Origin of the sequence: Gordonia sp. KTR9 (assembly GCF_000143885.2) — a bacterium.
GTDB lineage: Bacteria > Actinomycetota > Actinomycetes > Mycobacteriales > Mycobacteriaceae > Gordonia.
This window is the reverse complement of sequence record NC_018581.1, coordinates 2,516,660-2,538,572: the sequence shown is the minus strand read 5'-3', so window position 1 is coordinate 2,538,572 and position 21,913 is coordinate 2,516,660. Positions and strand designations below refer to the sequence as shown.

Annotated in this window: 19 protein-coding genes; 4 read left to right on the top strand and 15 right to left on the bottom strand. The window is 69.5% G+C overall.

Annotated features, from left to right (window positions below):
- Positions 1-5: 5 nt before the first annotated feature.
- Positions 6-1,838 carry an aspartate--tRNA ligase gene (aspS, locus tag KTR9_RS12375; protein WP_014926625.1) on the bottom strand — a complete coding sequence of 611 codons (1,833 nt, stop codon included), beginning with the start codon at positions 1,836-1,838 and terminating at the stop codon, positions 6-8.
- Positions 1,839-2,034: 196 nt separating this feature from the next.
- Here aspS and ypfJ point away from each other — a divergent pair, with 196 nt between their 5' ends.
- A complete protein-coding gene (gene ypfJ, locus KTR9_RS12370; protein WP_010840950.1) occupies positions 2,035-2,889 on the top strand; it encodes a KPN_02809 family neutral zinc metallopeptidase in 855 nt (284 codons plus the stop codon).
- Positions 2,886-4,559 (top strand): DUF885 domain-containing protein, encoded by a 1,674-nt coding sequence (locus KTR9_RS12365; protein WP_014926624.1) that lies wholly within the window; start codon positions 2,886-2,888, stop codon positions 4,557-4,559. Before ypfJ ends, KTR9_RS12365 begins: the two co-directional genes overlap by 4 nt.
- Positions 4,560-4,573: 14 nt before the next feature.
- Here the strand turns inward: KTR9_RS12365 and KTR9_RS12360 are convergent, their stop codons facing one another.
- Together KTR9_RS12360 and KTR9_RS12355 are read right to left on the bottom strand one after the other, a co-directional pair.
- On the bottom strand, positions 4,574-5,389 hold the full coding sequence (locus KTR9_RS12360) for an SDR family oxidoreductase (RefSeq protein ID WP_044506584.1): 816 nt from the start codon (positions 5,387-5,389) through the stop codon (positions 4,574-4,576).
- Complete coding sequence (locus KTR9_RS12355; RefSeq protein WP_044506581.1) at positions 5,386-6,063, bottom strand: hypothetical protein; 678 nt, start codon at positions 6,061-6,063, stop codon at positions 5,386-5,388. The genes KTR9_RS12360 and KTR9_RS12355 overlap by 4 nt, the downstream gene beginning before the upstream one ends.
- 113 nt (positions 6,064-6,176) lie before the next feature.
- On the opposite strand from KTR9_RS12355, the gene KTR9_RS12350 reads away from it, so the two are divergent.
- Positions 6,177-6,854, top strand: a complete 678-nt coding sequence (locus KTR9_RS12350) for a hypothetical protein (RefSeq protein WP_014926621.1) — start codon at positions 6,177-6,179, stop codon at positions 6,852-6,854.
- A gap of 3 nt (positions 6,855-6,857) precedes the next feature.
- Here the strand turns inward: KTR9_RS12350 and hisS are convergent, their stop codons facing one another.
- Both hisS and KTR9_RS12340 read right to left on the bottom strand, forming a co-directional pair.
- Positions 6,858-8,123, bottom strand: a complete 1,266-nt coding sequence (gene hisS / locus KTR9_RS12345) for a histidine--tRNA ligase (RefSeq protein WP_014926620.1) — start codon at positions 8,121-8,123, stop codon at positions 6,858-6,860.
- A complete protein-coding gene (locus KTR9_RS12340; protein WP_014926619.1) occupies positions 8,120-8,860 on the bottom strand; it encodes an MBL fold metallo-hydrolase in 741 nt (246 codons plus the stop codon). Before KTR9_RS12340 ends, hisS begins: the two co-directional genes overlap by 4 nt.
- Positions 8,861-9,119: 259 nt before the next feature.
- Between KTR9_RS12340 and KTR9_RS12335 the strand changes: the two genes are divergently transcribed.
- Positions 9,120-10,040 (top strand): peptidylprolyl isomerase, encoded by a 921-nt coding sequence (locus KTR9_RS12335; protein ID WP_010840946.1) that lies wholly within the window; start codon positions 9,120-9,122, stop codon positions 10,038-10,040.
- Between the two features lie 316 nt (positions 10,041-10,356).
- On the opposite strand, the gene KTR9_RS12330 is transcribed toward KTR9_RS12335, so the two are convergent.
- The 10 genes from KTR9_RS12330 to KTR9_RS12285 form a co-directional block, all read right to left on the bottom strand.
- Positions 10,357-12,738: a RelA/SpoT family protein gene (locus KTR9_RS12330; RefSeq protein WP_014926617.1), complete on the bottom strand. Its 2,382-nt coding sequence runs from the start codon at positions 12,736-12,738 to the stop codon at positions 10,357-10,359.
- A 108-nt stretch (positions 12,739-12,846) separates the two neighbouring features.
- Positions 12,847-13,422 (bottom strand): adenine phosphoribosyltransferase, encoded by a 576-nt coding sequence (locus KTR9_RS12325; protein ID WP_014926616.1) that lies wholly within the window; start codon positions 13,420-13,422, stop codon positions 12,847-12,849.
- A 16-nt stretch (positions 13,423-13,438) separates the two neighbouring features.
- Positions 13,439-15,166, bottom strand: coding sequence for an ABC transporter substrate-binding protein (locus tag KTR9_RS12320; protein WP_014926615.1), 1,728 nt, complete (start codon positions 15,164-15,166; stop codon positions 13,439-13,441).
- 10 nt (positions 15,167-15,176) lie between these two features.
- On the bottom strand, positions 15,177-16,373 hold the full coding sequence (gene secF, locus KTR9_RS12315; RefSeq protein WP_014926614.1) for a protein translocase subunit SecF: 1,197 nt from the start codon (positions 16,371-16,373) through the stop codon (positions 15,177-15,179).
- On the bottom strand, positions 16,370-18,088 hold the full coding sequence (secD, locus tag KTR9_RS12310; protein WP_014926613.1) for a protein translocase subunit SecD: 1,719 nt from the start codon (positions 18,086-18,088) through the stop codon (positions 16,370-16,372). Before secD ends, secF begins: the two co-directional genes overlap by 4 nt.
- A gap of 160 nt (positions 18,089-18,248) precedes the next feature.
- Complete coding sequence (gene yajC, locus KTR9_RS12305) at positions 18,249-18,629, bottom strand: preprotein translocase subunit YajC (RefSeq protein ID WP_010840940.1); 381 nt, start codon at positions 18,627-18,629, stop codon at positions 18,249-18,251.
- 148 nt (positions 18,630-18,777) lie between these two features.
- Positions 18,778-19,866 (bottom strand): Holliday junction branch migration DNA helicase RuvB, encoded by a 1,089-nt coding sequence (gene ruvB / locus KTR9_RS12300; protein WP_014926612.1) that lies wholly within the window; start codon positions 19,864-19,866, stop codon positions 18,778-18,780.
- Positions 19,867-20,460 carry a Holliday junction branch migration protein RuvA gene (gene ruvA, locus KTR9_RS12295; protein ID WP_014926611.1) on the bottom strand — a complete coding sequence of 198 codons (594 nt, stop codon included), beginning with the start codon at positions 20,458-20,460 and terminating at the stop codon, positions 19,867-19,869. It abuts the gene before it with no gap.
- Complete coding sequence (ruvC, locus tag KTR9_RS12290; RefSeq protein ID WP_010840937.1) at positions 20,457-21,026, bottom strand: crossover junction endodeoxyribonuclease RuvC; 570 nt, start codon at positions 21,024-21,026, stop codon at positions 20,457-20,459. Before ruvC ends, ruvA begins: the two co-directional genes overlap by 4 nt.
- Positions 21,027-21,127: 101 nt before the next feature.
- The gene (locus KTR9_RS12285) at positions 21,128-21,883 is read right to left on the bottom strand and encodes a YebC/PmpR family DNA-binding transcriptional regulator (RefSeq protein ID WP_010840936.1); all 756 of its coding nucleotides are present in this window, start codon (positions 21,881-21,883) and stop codon (positions 21,128-21,130) included.
- Between the last annotated feature and the right edge of the window lie 30 nt (positions 21,884-21,913).

Genomic DNA, 21,913 nt, shown 5'->3' with positions numbered 1-21,913 from the left:
TCGGCTCAGGCCGAGGTACCTTCGGCGCCCGTCGCGGCGCCCTTTTGCTCGCTGTCCGGCCGGCCGGCGCCGCCCCGCGGCGCGGGCTTGGCGTCGATCCCCGATTCCTTGCGCTGCTGCGCGGTGATCGCGGCCGGGGCATCGGTCAGCGGGTCGACGCCACCACCCGACTTCGGGAAGGCGATCACCTCGCGGATGGACGACTCACCGGCGAGCAGCGCGGTGATGCGGTCCCAGCCGAAGGCGATGCCACCGTGCGGCGGTGCGCCGTAGGCAAAGGCGTCGAGCAGGAAGCCGAACTTCTCCTGCGCCTCGTCGTGGCCGATGCCCATGATCTCGAAGACCCGCTCCTGCACGTCACGGCGATGGATACGGATCGATCCGCCGCCGATCTCGTTGCCGTTGCACACGATGTCGTAGGCGTAGGCCAGGGCCGCGCCGGGATCGGACTCGAGGGCGTCGATCGACTCCGGCTTGGGCGAGGTGAACGCGTGATGCACCGCGGTCCAGGCCGAATGCCCGAGTGCCACATCGCCGGAAGCGGTTGCGTCCGCGGCCGGTTCGAACATCGGCGCGTCGACCACCCAGGTGAACGCCCAGTCGCCGTCCTTGACGAGACCCAGCTTCGAGGCGATCTCGCCGCGGGCGGCGCCCAGCAGCGCGCGCGTCGACTTCACCTCTCCCGCACCGAAGAACACACAGTCGCCGGGCTTCGCGCCGACGTGAGCGGCCAGACCGGAGCGCTCCTCCTCGGACAGGTTCTTGGCGACCGGCCCGCTGAGCGTGCCGTCCTCCCCGATGAGCACGTATGCCAGACCGCGCGCACCGCGCTGCTTGGCCCACTCCTGCCACGCGTCGAGCTGACGACGCGGCTGCGACGCCCCGCCCGACATGACCACGGCACCGACGTACGGGGCCTGGAACACCCGGAACGGGGTGTCCTTGAAGTACTCGGCGCATTCCACGAGTTCGATCCCGAAGCGCAGATCCGGCTTGTCCGAACCGAAGCGGCGCATCGCGTCGGCGTAGGTCATCCGCGGGATCGGGGTCGAGATGTCGACCCCGATGAGCTTCCACAGCGCGACCAGGATCTCCTCGGCGACCGCGATGACGTCGTCCTGATCGACGAAGCTCATCTCGATGTCGAGCTGGGTGAACTCCGGCTGCCGGTCGGCCCGGAAGTCCTCGTCGCGGTAACAGCGCGCGATCTGGTAGTAGCGCTCCATGCCGGCGACCATCAGCAGCTGCTTGAACAGCTGCGGGCTCTGCGGCAGCGCGTAGAACGTGCCCGGCTGCAGGCGCGCCGGGACCAGGAAGTCCCGGGCCCCTTCCGGCGTGGACCGGGTCAGCGTGGGCGTCTCGATCTCGGTGAAGTCGTGCGCGGCGAGCACGCCACGCGCGGCCGCGTTGGCCCGCGAACGCAGACGCAGGGCCGCACTCGGCCCCTCGCGCCGGAGGTCGAGGTAGCGGTGGCGCAGACGCGCCTCCTCGCCCGGCGTCTCGTCGAGCTGGAACGGCAGGGGCGCCGACTCGTTGAGGACCTCGAGCTCGACGGCGTTGATCTCGATCTCGCCGGAGCTCAGGTTGGGGTTCTCACTGCCCTCGGGGCGCACCTCGACGACGCCGGTCACCGCCACGCAGTACTCGGCGCGCAGCCGGTGGGCGGCCGGTGCGACCGACTCGTCCCGGAAGACCACCTGGACCAGCCCGGTGGCGTCGCGCAGGTCGATGAAGACAACGCCACCGTGGTCGCGACGGCGCGCGACCCACCCGGCGACGGTGACGGTCTGCAACGCGTCGGCGCGGCGCAGCGAACCTGCGGAATGCGTGCGGAGCACTGAGAATCCTTCCCGGAGTCGAAATCGGCCGGCGGAAACGCAGACCAGGTGTCCATGGTGCCGTATCCGTGCCCCGAGGCGTCAATCGCATACCGGCGCTGCCTCACCGAGGGCAGGTTTCGCCACGGCTCGTCGCTTTCGCTCCTCAGCTGCTCAACCAACGAGGGGCGGGTGCCGATCGTGCCAGAATGGCCGCGTGACCTTCCAAGGCAGCGGATCGATCGACACCGGCAACGTCTCCGGCGGCGGGGGCGGCGGGGGCCGGATCGCGCTGGGCGGTGGCGCGGGGCTCCTCATCACGATCGTCGCGCTGTTCTTCGGCGTGAATCCCGGCGACCTGCTCGGTGGCGGCGGTCCGGCGCCCGGGACGTCGTCCGACGCGGCACAGATCCAGCAGCAGCTGGACTCGTGCACTTACGAGATGGCCAACGAGAACACGATCTGCCGGATCAAGGCGACCACCGTGAGCGTCGACACGGTGTGGTCGGACCTGTGGCCCGAGTACCAGGCGCCGCAGACGGTCATCTTCGCCGATGCGGTGAACACCGGTTGCGGTTCGGCGAGTTCGGCGACCGGCCCGTTCTACTGCCCCGCCGATTCGACGGCGTACTTCGACCCCACGTTCTTCGCCCAGCTCCGCCGCATGGGCGGCAGCGACGGACCTCTCGCGCAGGAGTACGTCGTGGCCCACGAGTACGGGCACCACGTGCAGAATCTCACCGGCGCGCTCGCGAAGGGACAGCGGATGGGTTCGCAGGGACCGCGATCGGGTTCGGTCCGGGTCGAATTGCAGGCAGACTGCCTCGCCGGGGTGTGGGCCCACCACGCCGACGACGGTCCCGACGCGCTGCTGGCGCCCATCACCGAGGAACAGATCGCGACCGTGATCCAGACCGCGAAGGCCATCGGCGACGACACCATCCAGGGTCCGGGTTCCAATCCCGAGGGTTGGACCCACGGTTCGGCCGCGCAGCGCACGCGCTGGTTCACCATCGGCTATCAGGCGGGCGACCCGGATCGCTGCGACACGTTCGCCACCGACGCCCTGTGAACGCCACCGACACCGCGGGCGCGCGCGAGCCCACCGCCGTCGACGCGATCGCCGAGGCGCATCTGGACCGGCTGTGCACGCTCGATCCGCTGCTCGCCACCGAGATCGGTCACGGCGAGCACGACGACCGGATGACCGATTTCTCGGCGCAGGGGTGCGCCGAACGCGCCGAGGTCGCCGCCGGCACCCTGTCCGCCCTGGCGCGCGCCGACGTCGCCGATGCCATCGACCGCGTCACCGTCGCCACCATGAGCGCCTCGCTGCGTCGTGAACTCGCGCTCGCCGACGCCGGCGAGCACATCGGCGAGTGCAACGTCATCGCGTCGCCGCTGCAGGCACTGCGCGACGTCTTCGACCTCATGCCGACCGACACCCGCGAACAACGCGAGGTCTTCCTGTCCCGGCTCACCGCGATCCCGGCCTCGCTCACCGGCGTCGTCGACGGTCTGGCCCACCGGCTCCGGCACGGTCCGCGGCCGGCACGCCGGCAGGTGGAGGCCGTCGCCCGGCAAGCGGATTCGGCGGCCGACGGCATCGGCGGCAACACGGCGCCGATTGCGGCCGACCCGGCGCTGGCGGGCACGCTCGCCACTGCGCTCGACGCCGCCCGCACCTCGTTCGGGACGTTCGCCCACTACCTGCGCACCGAGGTTCTCGATCACGCCGTCGACGACGACGCCGTCGGCCGCGACCGGTACCTGCTGCACCTGCCGGCGTATCTGGGCGCCGACGCCGACCCCGACGACGCCTATGCGTGGGCGATGACCCGGCTGCAGCAGATCGTCGCCGAGCAGCAGGAGATCGCCGAGGGACTGCTCCCGGGACAGGGCGTGCCGGCGACGCTCGCCTGGCTGGATCGCCAGCCGCAGTACCAGATCCACGATCGCGGCGAGTTCGTCGACTGGATGCAGGCGACCTCCGACGCGGCCGTCGCCGGCCTCGCGGGCACCCACTTCGACCTCCCGGCCCGGCTGTCCCGGCTCGAATGCCGGCTCGCCCCGTCGTCGACCGGCATCATCTACTACACCCAGCCCAGCGAGGATCTGGCCCGGCCGGGCCGGATGTGGTGGGCGGTACCCGACGATCAGACCGTCTTCCACACCTGGCAGGAGAAGACGACCGTCTACCACGAGGGCGTCCCCGGACATCACCTGCAGCTCGGCTCGGCGATCGTCGACCCGGACCTCAATTCCTGGCGCAAGCTCGCCTCCTTCACCTCCGGACACGGCGAGGGCTGGGCTTTGTACGCCGAGCGGCTGATGGACGAGCTCGGCTGGCTCGAGGACCCGGGTGACCGCATGGGCATGCTCGACTCCCAGCGGCTGCGGGCCGCGCGTGTCGTGGTCGACATCGGCGTGCACTGCCGTCTGCCCGCACCGGAGTCCCTCGGCGGCGGGATCTGGGACGCCGACAAGGCCTGGACGTTCCTGACCTCGTCGGTGGCGATGGACCACTCGGTGCTGCGCTTCGAGCTCGACCGCTATCTGGGCTGGCCCGGTCAGGCCCCCTCGTACGCGCTCGGCCAGCGCGTCTGGGAACGGACCCGCACCGACGCGCTCCGCCTCCACCCGGACTGGACCCTCCAGGACTTCCATTCGCGCGCACTGGCTCTCGGCGGTGTGTCCCTGGACGTACTCGCGGCCGAGGTCGTCGGCCGTCCCGACGACTGACGTCCGATCACCGCTCAGGACACCCGACTGCGATCCAGGTACGACTGCCGCTGCGCCGGATCGAACGCGCCGTAGTCCGCGCCCCCGACGAACCGCTTGAGTCGCCACATGATCGGCGACGGGATGAGGTCCTCGAGGATGCCGATCGGCGCGAGGTAGCGCGGGACGGTGACCTCCCCGCGGCCGTGACCGGCGCTGGCGACGATCGCGGCGGCGACGTCGTCGGGGTCGAGCGTGGGCTGCAACCTCAACCGGACGCCCGCGGTCAGATCGGTGCGCGTGGCCGCCGGCAGGATCGTCGTCATCGTGATGCCCGTCCCGGCGAGCTCGGCGCGGACCGCCTTCGACAGCGCGACGACGCCGAACTTCGACGCGCAGTAGGTCGCGATCCCGGGGGTGGTGACCTTGCCCGCCATCGACGACACGTTGACGATGTGGCCGCGGCGGCGCTCGATCATCCCGGGCAGGACGAGGTGGGTGCCGGTGACGACCGCCCCGAGGTTGATCGCCAGTTCACGGTGCAGCCCGGCGAGATCCTGGTCGACGAGGCGACCCATGTGCTGGATACCCGCGTTGTTGACGAGCATGTCGATCGGTCCCGTCGCCGCCGCGGCGTCGACGAAGGCGGCAAACGAGTCGACATCGGTGACATCGAGGCGCATTGCGCGCGCCCGTTGCCCGAGTCGCTCGGCCGTGGCGGTCGCGGCATCGAGGTCTCGGTCGCCGATCCACACGGTCGCGCCGCGCTCGACGAGTGCGGCGGCCGTGGCGGCACCGATACCGCGGGCTCCCCCGGTGACGCACACCCGCGCGCCCTGCAGTGCGATCACAGCGGGCTGCCGATCGGGTGGCGCAGCGCGAAGTACGCGATCAGGCGGATCTCACCGGTGCCACGGAACAGCAGTGCCCGGCCGAGGTACACGCCCGGGACGAGTTCGACGATCTCGTCCCTGGTCTTGCGGATCGGGAACGTGCGGACTCCCGGATTCTTGTACTTCGGGACCCCGTAGTCGAGCGCGCGTACACGCACCTTCGGCTCGATGAGTCCGAGGCTCGGCTCGTGTTCGAAATGGAATCCCTCCATCTCGCCGTCGACCGGGCGCAGGCCGAGGTATCCGGCGGCGATGATCGGCATCACCAGCGCCGCGATGGGCGACAACCGGTTGAGGCCGGTTCCCGCGCGCTGGTCGAAGGACTTGCCCCGCCACGTCGGATCGATCTTCATCAGCGGGTTGGCAAGGGCGGCTTCGGGAATCCCGAACAGCTTCCCCACGATCAGTCCCTCCAGCTTGCCGTCGAGGCCCTGCGGGTCGCTTCCGGCACCGAAGAGCGTCGAGAGCGCCTCCCGGTCGTCGCGTTCACCGAGTTCCCGGAGGTAGCCCCATGCCTCACTACGCGCCCGGTTCGGGCTGTGGTCGGCGAGGGTCCGCAGTTCGGCCAGCATCTGGAGCTCCGTCGGGCTCCCCTCGTCGACCTCTCGTGCGGTGTTCAGCTCTGCACTCATCACGTCTCCTAACTGGCACTATTTTGTGCCACTTAATGTGGTACCAGAATGTGCCAGATAGGTCGCGGGCTGTCAACGGCCGCCCCGGCCGGGCGGGATGGAAGGATGAGCCGGTGAGTTCGACCAGCACCGACCGCAGCTACGGCGGCGAATCCGCGGCCGGACGGGCGGCGCGCCGGCGCGCCGCGCTCGTCGATGCCGCGGCGACGGTGATGTCCGACGGCCGGTGGCGAGCCGCGACGGTCGCGGGTCTGTGCTCCGACGCGCAGCTCAACAAGCGCTATTTCTACGAGAGTTTCCCCGACCTCGACACCCTGGCCGACGCGGTCATCGACGACATCTCCGGCGAGGTGGTGGATGCGGCCGTCGGCGCCTACCTCGGCCTTCTCGACCGCCCGCTCTCCGAACAGGCTCGAGGCGCCGTCGACGCGGTCGTCGGCGTCCTCGGAACCGACCGGCGCAAGGCGCGGATCCTGCTGGGCGGGGCCGCCGGGACACCCGCGGCGGACGAACGACGCACCGAGGCGATGACGGGGTTGACCGCCGTCCTCATCGAGCACGCACGGACCATCCACGGCGTCGAGCTCGAGGCCGACTCGCTGGCCCGGACCGCCCCCGCCTTCGTCATCGGCGGCAGCGCCCAGGCGATTCTCGCGTGGGCCGAGGGGACCCTTCCGGTCTCCCGGGCCGACCTCGTCGACGACATCAGCGCCCTGTGGCTGGCGCTCGGTGGCGCGGCCAGCGAGCTCGCACGCTCACGCCTCGAGTCCGGCACCCACGGCGTGGAATGAGCCTCAGCCCAGGAGGCGACGGACCTCGGCGACCGCATCGTCGAGGGCCACCCGGTGTTGTTCGCCGTTGCCAAGGTCCTTGATCTCCAGCCGGCGCTCGGCCAGTTCGTTCTCCCCGAGCACCAGGGCCAGCCGCGCACCCGAGCGGTCGGCGGCCTTCATCGCACCCTTGAGGCCGCGATCGCCGTAGGCGAGGTCGACACTGATCCCGGCGGCGCGCAGAGTGCCTGCGACACCGACGAGTTCGGCCTTTGCCGCCGAGCCCAGCGGTACCCCGAAGACCTGGCAACGCGCCGCCTCGGTACCCGCGACGCCCTCGGCCTCCAGCGCGAGCATGGTCCGGTCGACGCCGATCCCGAAGCCGATGCCGGAGAGGTCCTGCTTGGCGCCGAGCTGTCGCATGAGACCGTCGTAGCGCCCGCCACCGCCGATACCCGACTGCGCACCGAGGCCGTCGTGGACGAATTCGAAGGTGGTCTTCGTGTAGTAGTCCAGGCCGCGGACGAGGCGCGGATTGATCTCGTAGACGACGCCGAGCCGGTCGAGGTGGGCGAGGACGAGATCGAAGTGCGACTTCGCGTCGTCGGACAGGTAGTCGATGAGCAGCGGCGCACCCGCGGTGGCCGCCTTGATCTCCGGACGCTTGTCGTCGAGGACCCGCAGCGGGTTGATCTCGGCACGCGCCCGGGTCGCCTCGTCGAGGTCGAGTCCGAACAGGAACTCCTGCAACGCCTCTCGATATCGCGGACGGCTCTCGTCGTCACCCAGCGAGGTGATCTCGAGCCGGAATCCCGTCAGACCGAGGCGCCGGTACCCCTCGTCGGCGATCGCGATGACCTCGGCGTCGAGCGCCGGGTCGTCGACGCCGATCGCCTCGACGCCCACCTGCTGAAGCTGACGATAGCGACCGGTCTGCGGCTTCTCGTAGCGGAAGAACGGCCCGGCATAACAGACCTTCACCGGGAGCTGACCGCGGTCGAGGCCGTGCTGGATCACCGCCCGCACCACCCCCGCGGTGCCCTCCGGACGCAACGTCACCGACCGGTCGCCGCGGTCGGCGAAGGTGTACATCTCCTTGCTGACCACGTCGGTCGATTCGCCGACCCCACGCGCGAACAGCGCGGTGTCCTCGAACACCGGGAGTTCGATGTGCCCGTAGCCGGCGCGACGCGCCGCGTCGGTGAGCGTGTCCCGGACCCTTCGGAAGTCCGCCGAGTTCGGCGGGAAGTAGTCCGGGATGCCCCGGGGGGCCTGAAATGCTCCGCTCACAGTCCGTGTCGTCCCTTCGGTCGTGCGCTCTGGCTGTCGAGTCCGGCCAGGAAGGGATTGCTCGCGCTCTCCTGGCCGATCGTGGTCTGGGGTCCGTGCCCGGGCAGCACCAGTGTCTCAGCGGGCAGCGGCAACAGCTTCGCCGCTATCGAGTCGAGCAACTGCTGGTGGTTGCCTCCGGGCAGGTCGGTCCGACCGATCGACCCGGCAAAGAGTACGTCACCGGAGAAGCACACCGGGACCACCGCGGGCGTGTCGGGTCCGGCCTGGTCGCGGGCCTCCTCCGGCACGTCGACCTCGACACCGAGCAGCACCGAGCCCTGCGTGTGTCCGGGCGCGAGGTCGACCGAGAACGAGATCCCGGCGAGCTCCACCGGCTCACCGTCGGAGAATTCGACGACCTTCTCCGGCTCGGTGAACACCTCGTCCCCGATCATCGCGCCCAGCGCTCGTCCGATGCCCAGACCGGGATCGGCGAGCATGGGCCGGTCCGCGGGGTGGATGTAGGCCGGGATCGAGTACTCGTCGCACAGCTGCGCGGCGTTCCAGGTGTGGTCGAGGTGACCATGCGTGAGGAGGACGGCCACCGGGGTGAGGTCGTGTTCGGCCAGCAACTCCCGGACCCGGGGAGCCGCGTCCTGTCCCGGATCGATGATCACCGCATCTGATCCCGCCTCGGCGGCGACGATGTAGCAGTTCGTCTGGAACATCCCGGCGGGGAATCCGGTGATGAGCATGATGCTCCTCGGGTCGGCGCGGACAGGACGACGCACACACGTCGAGAGTCCATTGTTGCGTAGGCGGCATGGCTCGCCACCCGCCGCACCCTGTTCTCAGGTACAACTGGCACACTTGCCCCCGAGTAAGTGACATCCACGACGATGTCGGTACTGCCATGCCGACAGACCGTCGGCACTCCGTGCGGTGCAGCAGATCGGCACTCCGTGCGGGCAGCAGATCGGCACCTCGTGCCGGGATTCAGGAGGATTCACCCGCGTGTCCAGCAATGAGGAGCGCCGTGAGGCGGCGAAGCGGAAGCTCGAAGAACGCCTCGAGACCGAGCGCCTCGCCCGGCGCAAGCGGAAGATCGTGATCGCCTCGGTGTCGACCGCCGTCGTGGTGGCCGTGGTCGCGGGCGTGACGGCCGTCGTGGTGAAGAAGATCATGGACGACCGTGAGGCCGCACGCTGGACGACCTGCGCCTACGAGGACTCCCCGAGCCGCTTCGACCAGCTGCCCGATCAGGTGCCCGACACCGTCCCGGCTGATCAGCGCCCGCAGTATCAGGCCGAACTCGACGAGCTGAAGGCGGCCGCGAAGAACGAGCGGACCTCCCCCAAGCCCGACGAGCGGGTCCTCAAGTCGGGCACCGAGCAGGCCCTCTTCACCACCACCCAGGGCAACCTGCCGATCACACTCGAGCGCGACGGCGCGCCGTGCAACACCGCGGCGGTCACCTCGCTGATCGAGAACAAGTTCTACGACGACTCGACCTGCCACCGCATGACGACCAGCGACAAGCTGAAGATCCTGCAGTGCGGCGACCCCACCGGCACCGGTATGAGCGGGCCCGGCTGGACCAGTCCCGACGAGCCGCCGACCGACCTGCAGAAGGTCGGCCAGCCGGATCCGATGACCGGCTCGCAGCCCGTCATCTATCCCCGCGGGACGATCGCGATCGCCAACAGCAGCCAGGGCGGACAGAACCCGAACACCGGGTCGAGCCAGCTCTTCATCGTCATCAACGACAGCGAGCTCGGTCCCGACTACTCGATCGTCGGCAAGGTCGACGAGCCCGGACTCGCGGTGCTCGACAAGGTCTACGCCGGTGGCATCAACCCCGGCCCGGTCGGCAGTCAGCCCGGCGACGGCGAGCCCAAACTCCCCGTGACCATCGAGACCGCCACCATCGAGTAGTCGCCGACCTCTGCTCCCTGAGAGTTGCCGCTGGCAAACCCCTCTGCTCCCTGAGAGTTGCCGCTGGCAAACCCCTCTGCTCCTCAGAGTTGCCGCTGGCAACCCCTTCGCTCCCTGAGAGTTGCCGCTGGCAAACCCCTCTGCTCCCTGAGGTGCGAGCGAAGCGAGCCACGAAGGGCGTCGCAACGTGCCTCACCAGGCCCTTCGAGGCTCGTCGCTATCGCTCCTCGCACCTCAGGGACCAGGGGTTATGCGGTTCTTTCGGATTGGGGAGCAGGGGTTTTGTTCTCCCGGTGCGGCCCGGTCCGCGATGAGATCAGGCCGCCGAGGTCACCCGGTAGACGTCGTACACGCCTTCGACGTTGCGTACGACGTTGAGGACGTGGCCGAGGTGCTTGGGGTCGCCCATCTCGAAGGTGAACTTGCTGATGGCCACCCGGTCGCGGCTCGTCGTCACCGATGCGGACAGGATGTTGACGCGTTCGTCGGCGAGCACCTTGGTGACGTCCGACAGCAGGCGGTGACGGTCGAGGGCCTCCACCTGGATGGCCACCAGGAACACCGATTCCGGCGACGGGGCCCACGACACGTCGAGGATGCGTTCCTCTTGCTGCCGCAGCGATTCGGCGTTGGTGCAGTCGGTACGGTGCACGCTGATGCCGCCGCCGCGGGTCACGAACCCCAGGATGTCGTCGCCGGGCACCGGGGTGCAGCACTTGGCGAGCTTGATCACCACGTTGTCGATGCCGTCGACCATCACGCCCGCATCGCCGCCCTGCCGCGACCGCGTCGGCATCGTCGACGGCGTCGACCGCTCGGCGATCGCCTCCTCGGCGTCCTCGATGCCGCCCAGTGAGGCGACCAGCCGGTTGACGACGTGGCGTGCGGAGACGTGGTTCTCGCCGACCGCGGTGTAGAGGGCGGTCACGTCGGTGTAGCGCAGTTCGCGCGCGATCGCCGACATCGATTCCGCACTGAGGAGCCGCTGGAGCGGGAGTCCACCGCGGCGGACCTCCTTGGCGATCGCGTCCTTGCCGGCCTCGAGCGCTTCCTCACGGCGTTCCTTGGCGAACCACTGCCGGATCTTCGCCTTGGCGCGGGGCGAGACCACGAAGGTCTGCCAGTCCTTCGACGGGCCGGCGGTGGGCGCCTTGGAGGTGAACACCTCCACCACCTCGCCGTTCTCGAGCGTGCGTTCCAGCGCGACCAGTCGGCCGTTGACGCGCGCCCCGATACATCGATGCCCGACCTCGGTGTGGACCGCGTAGGCGAAGTCCACCGGCGTCGACCCGGCGGGCAACGTGATGACGTCGCCCTTCGGGGTGAACACGAAGATCTCGCGCACCGCGAGGTCGTAGCGCAGGGACTCGAGGAACTCACCCGGATCCGCGGCCTCCCGCTGCCAGTCGAGCAGCTGACGCATCCACGCCATGTCGTCGATCTCGGCGGTGTCGGACTTCTTGCCCGACTTGCGGTAGCCGTTCTCCTTGTAGCGCCAGTGCGCGGCGATCCCGAACTCGGCCGTCCGGTGCATCTCGTGCGTGCGGATCTGCACCTCGAGGGGCTTGCCCTCGGGTCCGATCACGGTGGTGTGCAACGACATGTAGACACCGAACCGCGGCTGGGCGATGTAGTCCTTGAAGCGGCCCGCCATCGGCTGCCACAGGGAGTGCACGACGCCGACGGCGGCGTAGCAGTCGCGGTCCTCCTCGCAGAGGATGCGCATTCCGACCAGGTCGTGGATGTCGTCGAAGTCGCGGCCCTTGACGATCATCTTCTGATAGATCGACCAGTAGTGCTTGGGACGTCCTTCGACGGTCGCGTTGATGCGCGCGCCGGACAGCGCGTTGTTGATGTCGGCACGCACCCGGGCGAGGTAGGTGTCGCGGGACGGCGCGCGATCGGCGACGAGCCGGACGATCTCCTCGTAGCGCTTGGGGTGCAGGATCGCGAACGACAGATCCTCGAGCTCCCATTTGACCGTCGCCATACCGAGCCGATGCGCAAGCGGCGCAATGACTTCGAGGGTCTCGCGCGCCTTGCGGGCCTGCTTCTCCGGCGGCAGGAAGCGCATCGTGCGCATGTTGTGCAGGCGGTCGGCGACCTTGATGACCAGAACACGCGGATCGCGCGCCATCGCGATGATCATCTTGCGGATGGTCTCGGCCTCCGCGGCGCTTCCGAGCGCGACCTTGTCGAGCTTGGTCACGCCGTCGACGAGATGGGCGACCTCCGGCCCGAAGTCCGCCTCCAGTGCCTGCAGGGAGTAGCCGGTGTCCTCGACCGTGTCGTGCAGCAGTGCCGCGATGAGGGTCGTGGTGTCCATGCCCAGATCGGCGAGGATCGTCGCGACCGCCAGCGGATGGGTGATGTAGGGGTCGCCGGACTTGCGCTTCTGGCCGCTGTGCCGTTCGTCGGCGACGTCGTAGGCGCGCTGCAGCAGCGCGACGTCGGCCTTCGGGTAGATCTCGCGGTGCAGGGTGACCAGGGGTTCGAGCACGGGGCGGACCTGGCTGCGGGTCGCCGTCATACGGCGGGCGAGTCGTGCGCGCACCCGGCGCGAGGCCGACGAGGACGCACCGGGCTGGATGGAGCCCACCGCGCCCGATCCGCTCGCCCGGTCGGCACTCTCGGTCGTCGTCCCGGCGGTCTCCGCGGGGGTCACGCCGCGCTGCGCCGTGTCGGATTCATCGGGCATCAGCGGTCCTCCTCACGGTTGTCTGCCGCCACACGGCGAGCCGTCCGGCCTGCCCGGGCGCGCTCAGCCGATTCTAGTCGCGCGCCGGCCGGCATCGTGTCGACGCCGTCAGTCCAGCGCGACCGCGTGGACGGGCACGTCCGGTCCGAGCCCGCGTGCGATCGTGTCCCGACCGCCGAGACCGGCGAGTTCCATGATCACCGCGACCCCGACGACGTGTGCGCCCGCCCGGTGCAGCAGTTCGGCCGCGGCGACGGCCGTTCCGCCGGTCGCGAGCACGTCGTCGACGAGCAGCACGCGGCGGCCGGACAGGTTCAGACCGTTCGCCGGGATCTCGAGCGTGGCCTGTCCGTACTCGAGGCTGTAGTCGATTGCGATGACCGGCGGCGGCAGTTTGCCTCCCTTGCGCACCGCGAGCACCCCGACCTCGAGCTCACGCGCCACCGCACCGCCCAGCAGGAACCCGCGCGCGTCGATACCGGCCACGAGATCGATCGACGTGCAGCCGTGGGTGAGCGCGGTGACGATGGTCGACAACCCTTCCGGGTCGGCGAGTACCGGCGTCAGATCCTTGAAAGCGATTCCGGGAGCAGGGAAGTCGTCGACGAGGCGGGCATGTTCGGCGATGGCCGCCCGTGCTCGCGAGACCGCTTCCGCCGTACGCTCGGGCACGACACCACCCATCGGTTCACTCCCCTGCTCAGCCACGGATCGTCCACCGATCCATATTCCATCCGGTGCCGTCGCGGCCCATGCCGGCCACCACGTTGCCCACCCGATCCTTCCATTGCCGTACCCGCGGTGCCGCGAACAGGGGCACCGACGGCATCGTCGACCAGGTCGCGTTCTCGATGGACCGGGCCAGACGCAGACGATCGGGCGCCGACACGGTCGTCGCTAGCTGATCCACTCCCCGGCTCACCATCGGCTCCCGGATGCCGGACAGATTCAGCGGGTCGCCTCCGCGCAGGGCGTAGGCGTCGCGGCTGGGGTCGGCGGCCCCGGCCGCGGCGAACGACGCGCCACCGGCGACGATCAGGACGTCGGCGTCGCGCCCGAGCGCATCGGGACCGAGCTCCGGGGAGGAGACGTCGTCGACGACGAAGCCGGCGGCGCGGCAGGACGCCGCGATCGCGGCGGTCATCTGCTGCCATCGCGGGGTCGGTGCGACGTAGCCGATGCGCACCGTCCGCGGCGCGACTCCGGACGCGGTCGTCTCACCGGTTGCCGGATCCACACCCGCGCCCTGACCGGTCGCCGACCGCACGAGTCCCCGCGCCCGTTCGATGTCGGGCCGCTGGTAGGCCTGACCGAATTCCGAGTTCATCTGCCCGGCGAGATTGTCCGCGGGTGAGAGCACACGGAGATTCCAGACTTGCGCACCCGCCCCGAAGTCGCGCGCGAGGTCGGCACGCGGCACACACGAGGCGAACGCACGGCGCATCCGCACATCACCGAAGACGCCGCGACCGGCCAGGACCAGCTCCTCCACTCCGAGTGCCCGTGCGGGCGACGCCGGGCCGGCCGCACCCGCCGAGCCGGCCACATCGCCGTCGACGAGGCCCGCCGTCACGTCGACGACGTCGAACCGGCCCTCGGGGAGCCTGCGGGTCGCGTCGGTGCCGCGACCCCAGACGACGATGCGCGAGGTCTCGGGCTTGTCTCCCCACCATGCCTCGTTGGGCACCAGGACCAGACCGCCCGATCGCGAGTACCGGTCGATGCGATACGGCCCGGACGCCGGGTAGTGCGCGTGGTCGACCCGGCCGAATGTCAGATCGAAGCCGGTGTTCCACGCGTCCGCGATACGCCCGATGGCGGCCCGGTCCATGGCGCGGATCGGGTCGATGACGTCGGTGAGTCCCGCCACCCGGGCCACGACGTGTGCCGGCACCATCGCGCCGGCGCCGAAGAGCGAGAGCCAGTTTCGGTACTCACGTCCGGGCGCGAAGGTCACGGTCGCGCTCTTGTCGCCGGCCGCGCAGTCCACCGAGTCGATGTCCCGGTAGCCCGCGGTGGTCGCCGGGGTGAACCCGGGGAGGCGTCCGCTCATCGCCGCCCAGGCCAGGAGGAGGTCGTCGCAGTCGAGGGCCACTCCGTCGGAGAAGGTCGCCTCGGGGTGGAACTCGTACCGCAGGGTCGGGACCCGGCCGGGCACCTGAGTGACCGTGCCGACGTCACGATCCGGGATGACCTGACCGGCCGGGCCCAGGAGACTGAAACCCGGCAGCAACCGGGTGGTCGCCATGAGCACGCCATCGGCGTTGCCGCCCACCGTGTTCGCGTTGTAGGTCGAGATCCGGGCGTCGACGACGTAGTCGATGGTCGGGGGTCCGTCGTCGCCGCACGCCGTCAGCAACCCGGCGACCGTGACGAGCCCGACGACGAGGCTCAGGATCCTGACGAACTCCCGGCTCCGACTGGTCACGTCGGTGAGACTAGCGGTTGCGGCGGCGTTTGCCGGTCGGGACCGCCCGGTCCGCGTCGTCGGTGTCGACGGTCTCGCCTCGACGGTGGGTCCGCACCGGTCGCGCGTCGCCGACCGGCACGCCGGACTCGACCGCGGCACGACGCCGCAGGACCTTCTCGGTGTGCCGGGCGACGTCGGGTCGACGTTCCTTCAGTGTCGCCAGGAGCGGCGCGGCGAGGAAGATCGACGAGTACGCGCCGACGATCACGCCGACCAGCTGGATGAGGCCGAGGTCCTTGAGCGTGCCCACCCCGAGCAGCCAGACCGCGATGATCATCAGCGCGATGATCGGCAACACCGAGATGACCGTGGTGTTGATCGACCGCATCAGGGTCTGGTTGACGCCGAGATTGGCTTGTTCGGCGTAGGTGCGCCGGGTGGTCTGCAGGACCGAGCGGGTGTTCTCGGAAATCTTGTCGAACACCACCACGGTGTCGTAGATCGAGAAACCGAGGATCGTGAGCAGACCGATGACGGTCGCCGGTGTGACCTCCCAGCCGACCAGCGAGTAGATCCCGGCGGTCACGATCAGGTCGAAGAACAACGACCCCATCGCCGCGACGGACATCTCCCGGTCGAATCGCACCGCGATGTAGACGAAGACGATGACCAGGAACACGGCAAGCGCGATCAGCATCCGCTCGGTGATCTCATTGCCCCAGGTCGAGCTCACATCCGAGATGCTCACCTCGGCGGGTGCGAGCTCCGGCCCGAACTCGTCGGCGAGCGCGCGGGTCACCGACTCCGCCTCGGCGAGGTCGAGTGTCTCGGTGCGCACCTGGATCGTCTGGCTGCCACCGGCGCCCGCGGTCTGCACCGACTCGGGCGCCTCACCCAGGGCTGCGGTGACGACTTCCTCCACGGATTCGGCGGTGATCTCCGAGGAGACGACCGGTACCGACATCTGGGTACCGCCCTCGAAGTCGATGCCGAGGGTGAACCCGCGGATACCGATCGAGGCCAGACAGATCAACAGGATCGCCGCGGTCACGCCGTACCACATCCGGCGGCGTCCGACGATCTCGAAAGCACCCGTACCGGTGTAGAGCCGGGACAGGAACGACCGGTCGCGGTCGGCGACGAAGTCGGCGTCCGCGCCGGGCTGCGCCTTGTCGGCGTCGAGGACGGCCGAGTCCCCGGCTGCCTTGTTGTCCGGCCCGGTCATCGCACCGTCCCCTTCTCCCGAGTGGCGTCCGTGGTGTCATCGGCGTCGGCCGTCGCGGCGGCGGAGCCGGCGGCGGGACTCGCACCCGATTGCCGGTGCGCGGCCACGCGACGCTGGCGGGCGACCTCGCTGATCGCCCCGAGTCCGTTGACGCTCGGCTTCGACAGGAACGTCGAACGGCTCGCGTAGACGACCAGCGGATGGGTGACCAGGAACACGACCATGACGTCGAGGATCGTGGTCAGACCCAGGGTGAACGCGAATCCGCGGACCTCGCCGATCGCCAGGATGTAGATGACGGCGGCGGCGATGAAGCTCACCGCGTTACCGGACCAGATGGTGCGGCGCGCGCTCGCCCAGCCGCGGGGCACCGCGGACCGGAAGCTGCGGCCCTCGCGCATCTCGTCCTTTATTCGTTCGAAGTAGACGACGAACGAGTCGGCGGTCATACCGATACCGATGATCAGACCCGCGATACCGGCCAGGTCGAGCGTGAACCCGATCCAGCGGCCGAGCAGGACGATGATGCCGTAGACCATCGCTCCCGCGAGGACCAGTGACAGCACTGTCAGGATGCCGAGCATGCGGTAGTAGGCCAGCGCGTAGATGAACACCGCGATCAGGCCGACCAGTCCGGCGATCAGACCGGCCTGCAGCGAGGCGAGACCCAGGGTCGCCGAGATCGTCTCGGCATCGGAGGCGGTGAACGACAACGGCAGCGAACCGTACTTCAGCACGTTCGCGAGCTCGTTCGACGACGACTCGGTGAATGGGCTCGCGCTGCCGCCGCTGATCCGGGTCTGACCGCCCGGGATCGGCTCGTTGATCGCCGGCGCCGACACGACGCGCGAGTCGAGGGTGAACGCGGTCTGGGTCCGGTTGGGCGCCTGCTCGGCGGTGTACCGGGGCCAGAAGCTCGCGGCCTCACCCTCGAACTCCAGGGTCACCACCCATTCGCCGGTCTGCGGGTCGGTTCCGGCGTTCGCGTTCTTGATGTCGCGACCGTCGATGATCTCCGGGCCGAGAAGGTAGACCTCCGAGCCGTCGGTCGAGCAGGCCACCAGGTACTGGTCGGGGCGGTCGTTGCCCAGCAGGGGATCGTTGGCCGTCGGCGAACAGTCCATCTTCGCCATCTGCTGCTGAAGCGCCTCGAGCTGCTGCGGGCTCGCGTTCGCGGGGGCCTGACGCAGTTTGCGCTGCTCGTCGATCGCGGCTGCCGCGGCCTCGGTCGGCAGGGCGTCCGCTTGATCGTCGGCGCCTTCGGGCTTCGGCGGTTGCGGGGTCGCCATGACGGGCTGCCCGACCACCGGCCGGACATACAGGCGCGCCGTCTGGCCCAGGGAGCGGGCCTGGGCGCCGTCCTGGCCCGGGACCGTGATGATCAGGTTGTCACCGCTGACGACGACCTCGGAACCGGAGACACCGAGTCCGTTCACACGCTGTTCGATGATCTGCTTGGCCTGGTCGAGCTGTTCTCGGGTCGGAGCCTTACCGTCTTCGGTCCGCGCGGTCAGGGTGACGCGAGTACCGCCCTGCAGGTCGATACCGAGCTTCGGTTCGATGGTCTGTGGGCCGGTGAAGAAGATCAGTCCGTAGACGACCGCGAGCAGGCCGATGAAGGCCACGAGCGGGCGCCACGGCGGGATCTCTCGAGCCGGTCGCGACCGCTTCCCTGCAGTCCGGCCCTTCCCCGAAGTCCGAGAGGGAGTTGTCACAGCTGTTCAGGTCTCCTTGAGAGCGTCAACCGGCCGACAGGCATCTCGACCGGCACGGCCACCATCGGCCCGGTGTCCGGGACACACCAGAGGAGGTCCAGGGCGGCCGCGCGGGCAGGTGGGCGCGCCGCGTCATGAACCGACGCGGCGCGGATTCGGCTTACTTGTCGGTGTCGCGTGCGTCGTCGGTGGCAGGCTTGTCCAGGCTGACCGAGTCGACGTCGTAGTCGTCGGAGTCGATCTCCGGGGCGACATGGCCCGCGTAGGTGGCGGCGGCTTCGTCGGTGGGGACGACACGCATGACAGCCAGCCGGTTCCAGCGGGTGACCACACCGGTCGCGATCTCGACGTCGACGACGTCGGGCGAGCTCGCGTCGATCACGGTGCCGAAGAGCCCGGAGGTCAGCTGGACGCGGGTGCCCGTGGACACCGAGTTCTGCATCTCCTGCATCTCGGCCACACGCTTCTTCTGCTTCCGCATCGACAGGAACATGAAGCCGGCGAGCAGGGCGAGCAGGAGCGGGAAGAGCAGAGCGTCCATGAGTGCGAGTCAATCCTTCGGGTATCGGGATGTACGGCGTGAGCGAGCGGCCTGTCCGGACGGATCCGGGCAGCATCAGCTCAGCTGTGCTCCACACAGTGTGCCACGTCTTGCGGGGAGGTCATCCCCGCAGGTGGTGCCGGTGGGGTCAGAGGTCGTCGAACAACGTCTCCGCGGCGACGTCGCGCGGACGCACCCCGAAGGTGGCGTTCATCGCACCTGCCGGCGGGGTGAGACCGAGGTGATGCCAGGCGGCTGCCGTGGCCACCCGCCCGCGTGGCGTCCGGGCGATCATGCCCGCACGCACCAGGAACGGCTCGCAGACCTCCTCGACGGTCGCCGGCTCCTCGCCGACCGCCACGGCCAGCGTCGACACACCGACCGGGCCGCCGCCGAAGGCGCGGATCAGGGCGTCCAGCACGGCCCGGTCGAGCCGGTCGAATCCCAGCTCGTCGACGTCGTAGACCGCGAGGGCCGCGCGGGCGACCTCCACGGTGATCGAACCGTCGCCGCGCACCTCGGCGTAGTCCCGAACCCGACGCAGCAGCCGGTTCGCGATGCGGGGGGTGCCGCGTGATCGGCGGGCGATCTCGCCGGAGGCGTCGTCGCGCAGTTCGATGCCGAGGATCGCCGCCGCCCGGCGCAACACCCGGACCAGTTCCTCCGGCTCGTAGAACTCCATGTGCGCGGTGAAACCGAAGCGGTCGCGCAGCGGACCGGTCAGCGACCCCGACCGCGTCGTCGCACCGACCAGGGTGAACGGCGCGACATCCAGCGGGATCGAGGTGGCACCCGGGCCCTTGCCGACCACGACGTCGACCCGGAAATCCTCCATCGCCAGGTAGAGCATCTCCTCGGCCGGCCGCGCGATGCGGTGGATCTCGTCGATGAACAGCACATCGCCCTCGACGAGATTGGAGAGCATGGCCGCGAGATCGCCGGCCCGCTCGAGTGCCGGGCCCGAGGTCACGCGGATCGCGGCGCCCATCTCCGAGGCGATGATCATGGCCAGCGACGTCTTGCCGAGCCCGGGCGGACCCGACAACAGGATGTGATCGGGTGTCCCGCCGCGACCCTTGGCTCCCTGGAGCACGAGTTCGAGTTGCTCGCAGACGCGCGGCTGGCCGACGAATTCGGCGAGCGACCGGGGCCGCAGTCCGGCGTCGAGGTCACCGTCGGACCGCACCGGCATCGCGCTCACGTCGCGATCGTCGACGTAGTCCGGGTCCTCGGTCATCTAGGACGCCTTTCCCAGCAGCGACAACGAGTGCCGGAGCGCCGTCGACGCGTCGGCATCGGGATGTTCGGCGAGTACCGCGGTGACCGCCTTCTCGGCGGGGCCGGGCGTGAACCCGAGGCCGACGAGGGCCTCGGCCACCTGATCGCGGATGCCGCCGACGACCGTGACACCGCCCGACGGCTCGCCGGTGGGCCGGTCGACCTTGTCCCGCAGTTCGACGCAGAGCCGTTCGGCCACCCGCTTGCCGATACCCGGAACCGAGGTGAGGGCCTTGGTGTCGGACTCGGCGAGCGCGCGGCGCAGCGCATCGGGCTCGAGGACCGCGAGGGTGGCCATCGCCAGTCGCGGACCGACGCCGGTCACCGTCTGCAGGAGCGCGAAGAGGGAACGGGCGTCGGGTTCGGTGAAGCCGTAGAGCGTCATCGAGTCCTCGCGGACGATCATCGAGGTCAGCAGCGTCGCCTCGTCGCCCCGGTGGAGCCGGGACAGTGTCGCGGGGGTGGCGAGCACGCGATAACCCACTCCTCCGCAGTCGATCACGGCGTGGTCGAGGGCGATCTCGAGCACCGGTCCGCGGACTGACGCGATCATGCGCGACTCCCCTCTCGTGCCTGGGCCACCCGCGCGCGGTGACGGGCCGCGGCCGCGTCGGCCTGCTTCTGCGCGGCGGCCATCCGTTCCATCATCGGTCCGCGCCAGCAGTGACAGATCGCGAGCGCCAGCGCGTCCGCGGCGTCGGCAGGACGCGGTTTGGTCTGCATGCCGAGAATCCGGGTGACCATGGCGGTGACCTGCGCCTTGTCGGCGCGCCCGCTGCCGGTCACCGCCGCCTTCACCTCCGACGGGGTGTGGAATCGGACCGGGACATCACGTTGCGACGCCGCGAGCGCGATCACGCCGCCGGCCTGCGCGGTCCCCATCGCGGTGGACACCTGGTTCTGCGCGAAGACCCGTTCGATGGCCACCACATCCGGCTGGTGGACGTCGAGCCAGTGACACGCGGAGGTGTAGATCGCGAGCAGCCGCTCGGCGAGTTCCATGTCACTCGGGGTTCGCACCACGTCGACGTCGAGGGCGGTCACCGTTCGGCCCCGACCCGACTCGACCAGCGCGATACCGCACCGGGTCAGACCCGGATCGACGCCCATGACGCGCACTCGTACCCTCCCAGGCATCGTGTTCTGCGAACAGTTGTTCGAGATCCTATCGGGGAGGACGGACAAGTCCGGTGATCAACACACCGCGTAGGGCGCCGTCATCAGTCGTTCTCGAGTTCGGCGAGGACCTCGTCGCTGATGTCGACGTTGCTGTAGACGTTCTGGACGTCGTCGGAGTCCTCGAGCGCGTCGATCAGCTTGAACACCTTGCGGGCACCGTCGGCGTCCACCGCCACCTCGACCGACGCGCGGAAGCTCGCCTCGGCGGAGTCGTAGTCGATCCCGGCCTCTTGGAGAGCGCTGCGGACGGCGATGAGATCGCTTGGCTCGCTGACGATCTCGAAGGAATCACCGAGATCGGTGACCTCTTCGGCACCCGCGTCGAGCACCGCCATCAGCACGTCGTCCTCGCTCTGCCCGTTCTTCTCCAGCGTCACCACTCCCTTGCGGGTGAACAGGTAGGACACCGAGCCGGGATCGGCCATGTTGCCGCCGTTGCGCGTCATCGCGGTCCGGACCTCGCCCGCCGCGCGGTTGCGGTTGTCGGTGAGGCACTCGATGAGGACGGCCACCCCGTTGGGGCCATAGCCCTCGTACATGATGGTCTGCCAGTCCGCGCCGCCGGCCTCTTCACCGCCGCCGCGCTTGCGCGCGCGCTCGATGTTGTCGTTGGGGACCGACGACTTCTTCGCCTTCTGGATGGCGTCGAACAGCGTGGGGTTGCCCGCCGGGTCGCCGCCGCCGGTCCGTGCCGCCACCTCGATGTTCTTGATGAGCTTGGCGAACATCTTGCCGCGCTTGGCGTCGATGGCCGCCTTCTTGTGCTTGGTGGTGGCCCATTTGGAGTGGCCGCTCATGTCCGTCGATTCCTTTCCCGGCGCCGGCAC

Excerpts from the sequence above, each read along its gene's own strand:
- KTR9_RS12355 (WP_044506581.1), bottom strand. The coding sequence starts at position 6,063 with ATGAGTGCAGAGCTGAACACCGCACGAGAGGTCGACGAGGGGAGCCCG.
- KTR9_RS12340 (WP_014926619.1), bottom strand. The coding sequence starts at position 8,860 with ATGCTCATCACCGGATTCCCCGCCGGGATGTTCCAGACGAACTGCTAC.
- KTR9_RS12330 (WP_014926617.1), bottom strand. The coding sequence starts at position 12,738 with ATGCCCGATGAATCCGACACGGCGCAGCGCGGCGTGACCCCCGCGGAG.
- KTR9_RS12325 (WP_014926616.1), bottom strand. The coding sequence starts at position 13,422 with ATGGGTGGTGTCGTGCCCGAGCGTACGGCGGAAGCGGTCTCGCGAGCA.
- secF (WP_014926614.1), bottom strand. The coding sequence starts at position 16,373 with ATGACCGGGCCGGACAACAAGGCAGCCGGGGACTCGGCCGTCCTCGAC.
- yajC (WP_010840940.1), bottom strand. The coding sequence starts at position 18,629 with ATGGACGCTCTGCTCTTCCCGCTCCTGCTCGCCCTGCTCGCCGGCTTC.
- ruvB (WP_014926612.1), bottom strand. The coding sequence starts at position 19,866 with ATGACCGAGGACCCGGACTACGTCGACGATCGCGACGTGAGCGCGATG.
- ruvA (WP_014926611.1), bottom strand. The coding sequence starts at position 20,460 with ATGATCGCGTCAGTCCGCGGACCGGTGCTCGAGATCGCCCTCGACCAC.
- KTR9_RS12285 (WP_010840936.1), bottom strand. The coding sequence starts at position 21,883 with ATGAGCGGCCACTCCAAATGGGCCACCACCAAGCACAAGAAGGCGGCC.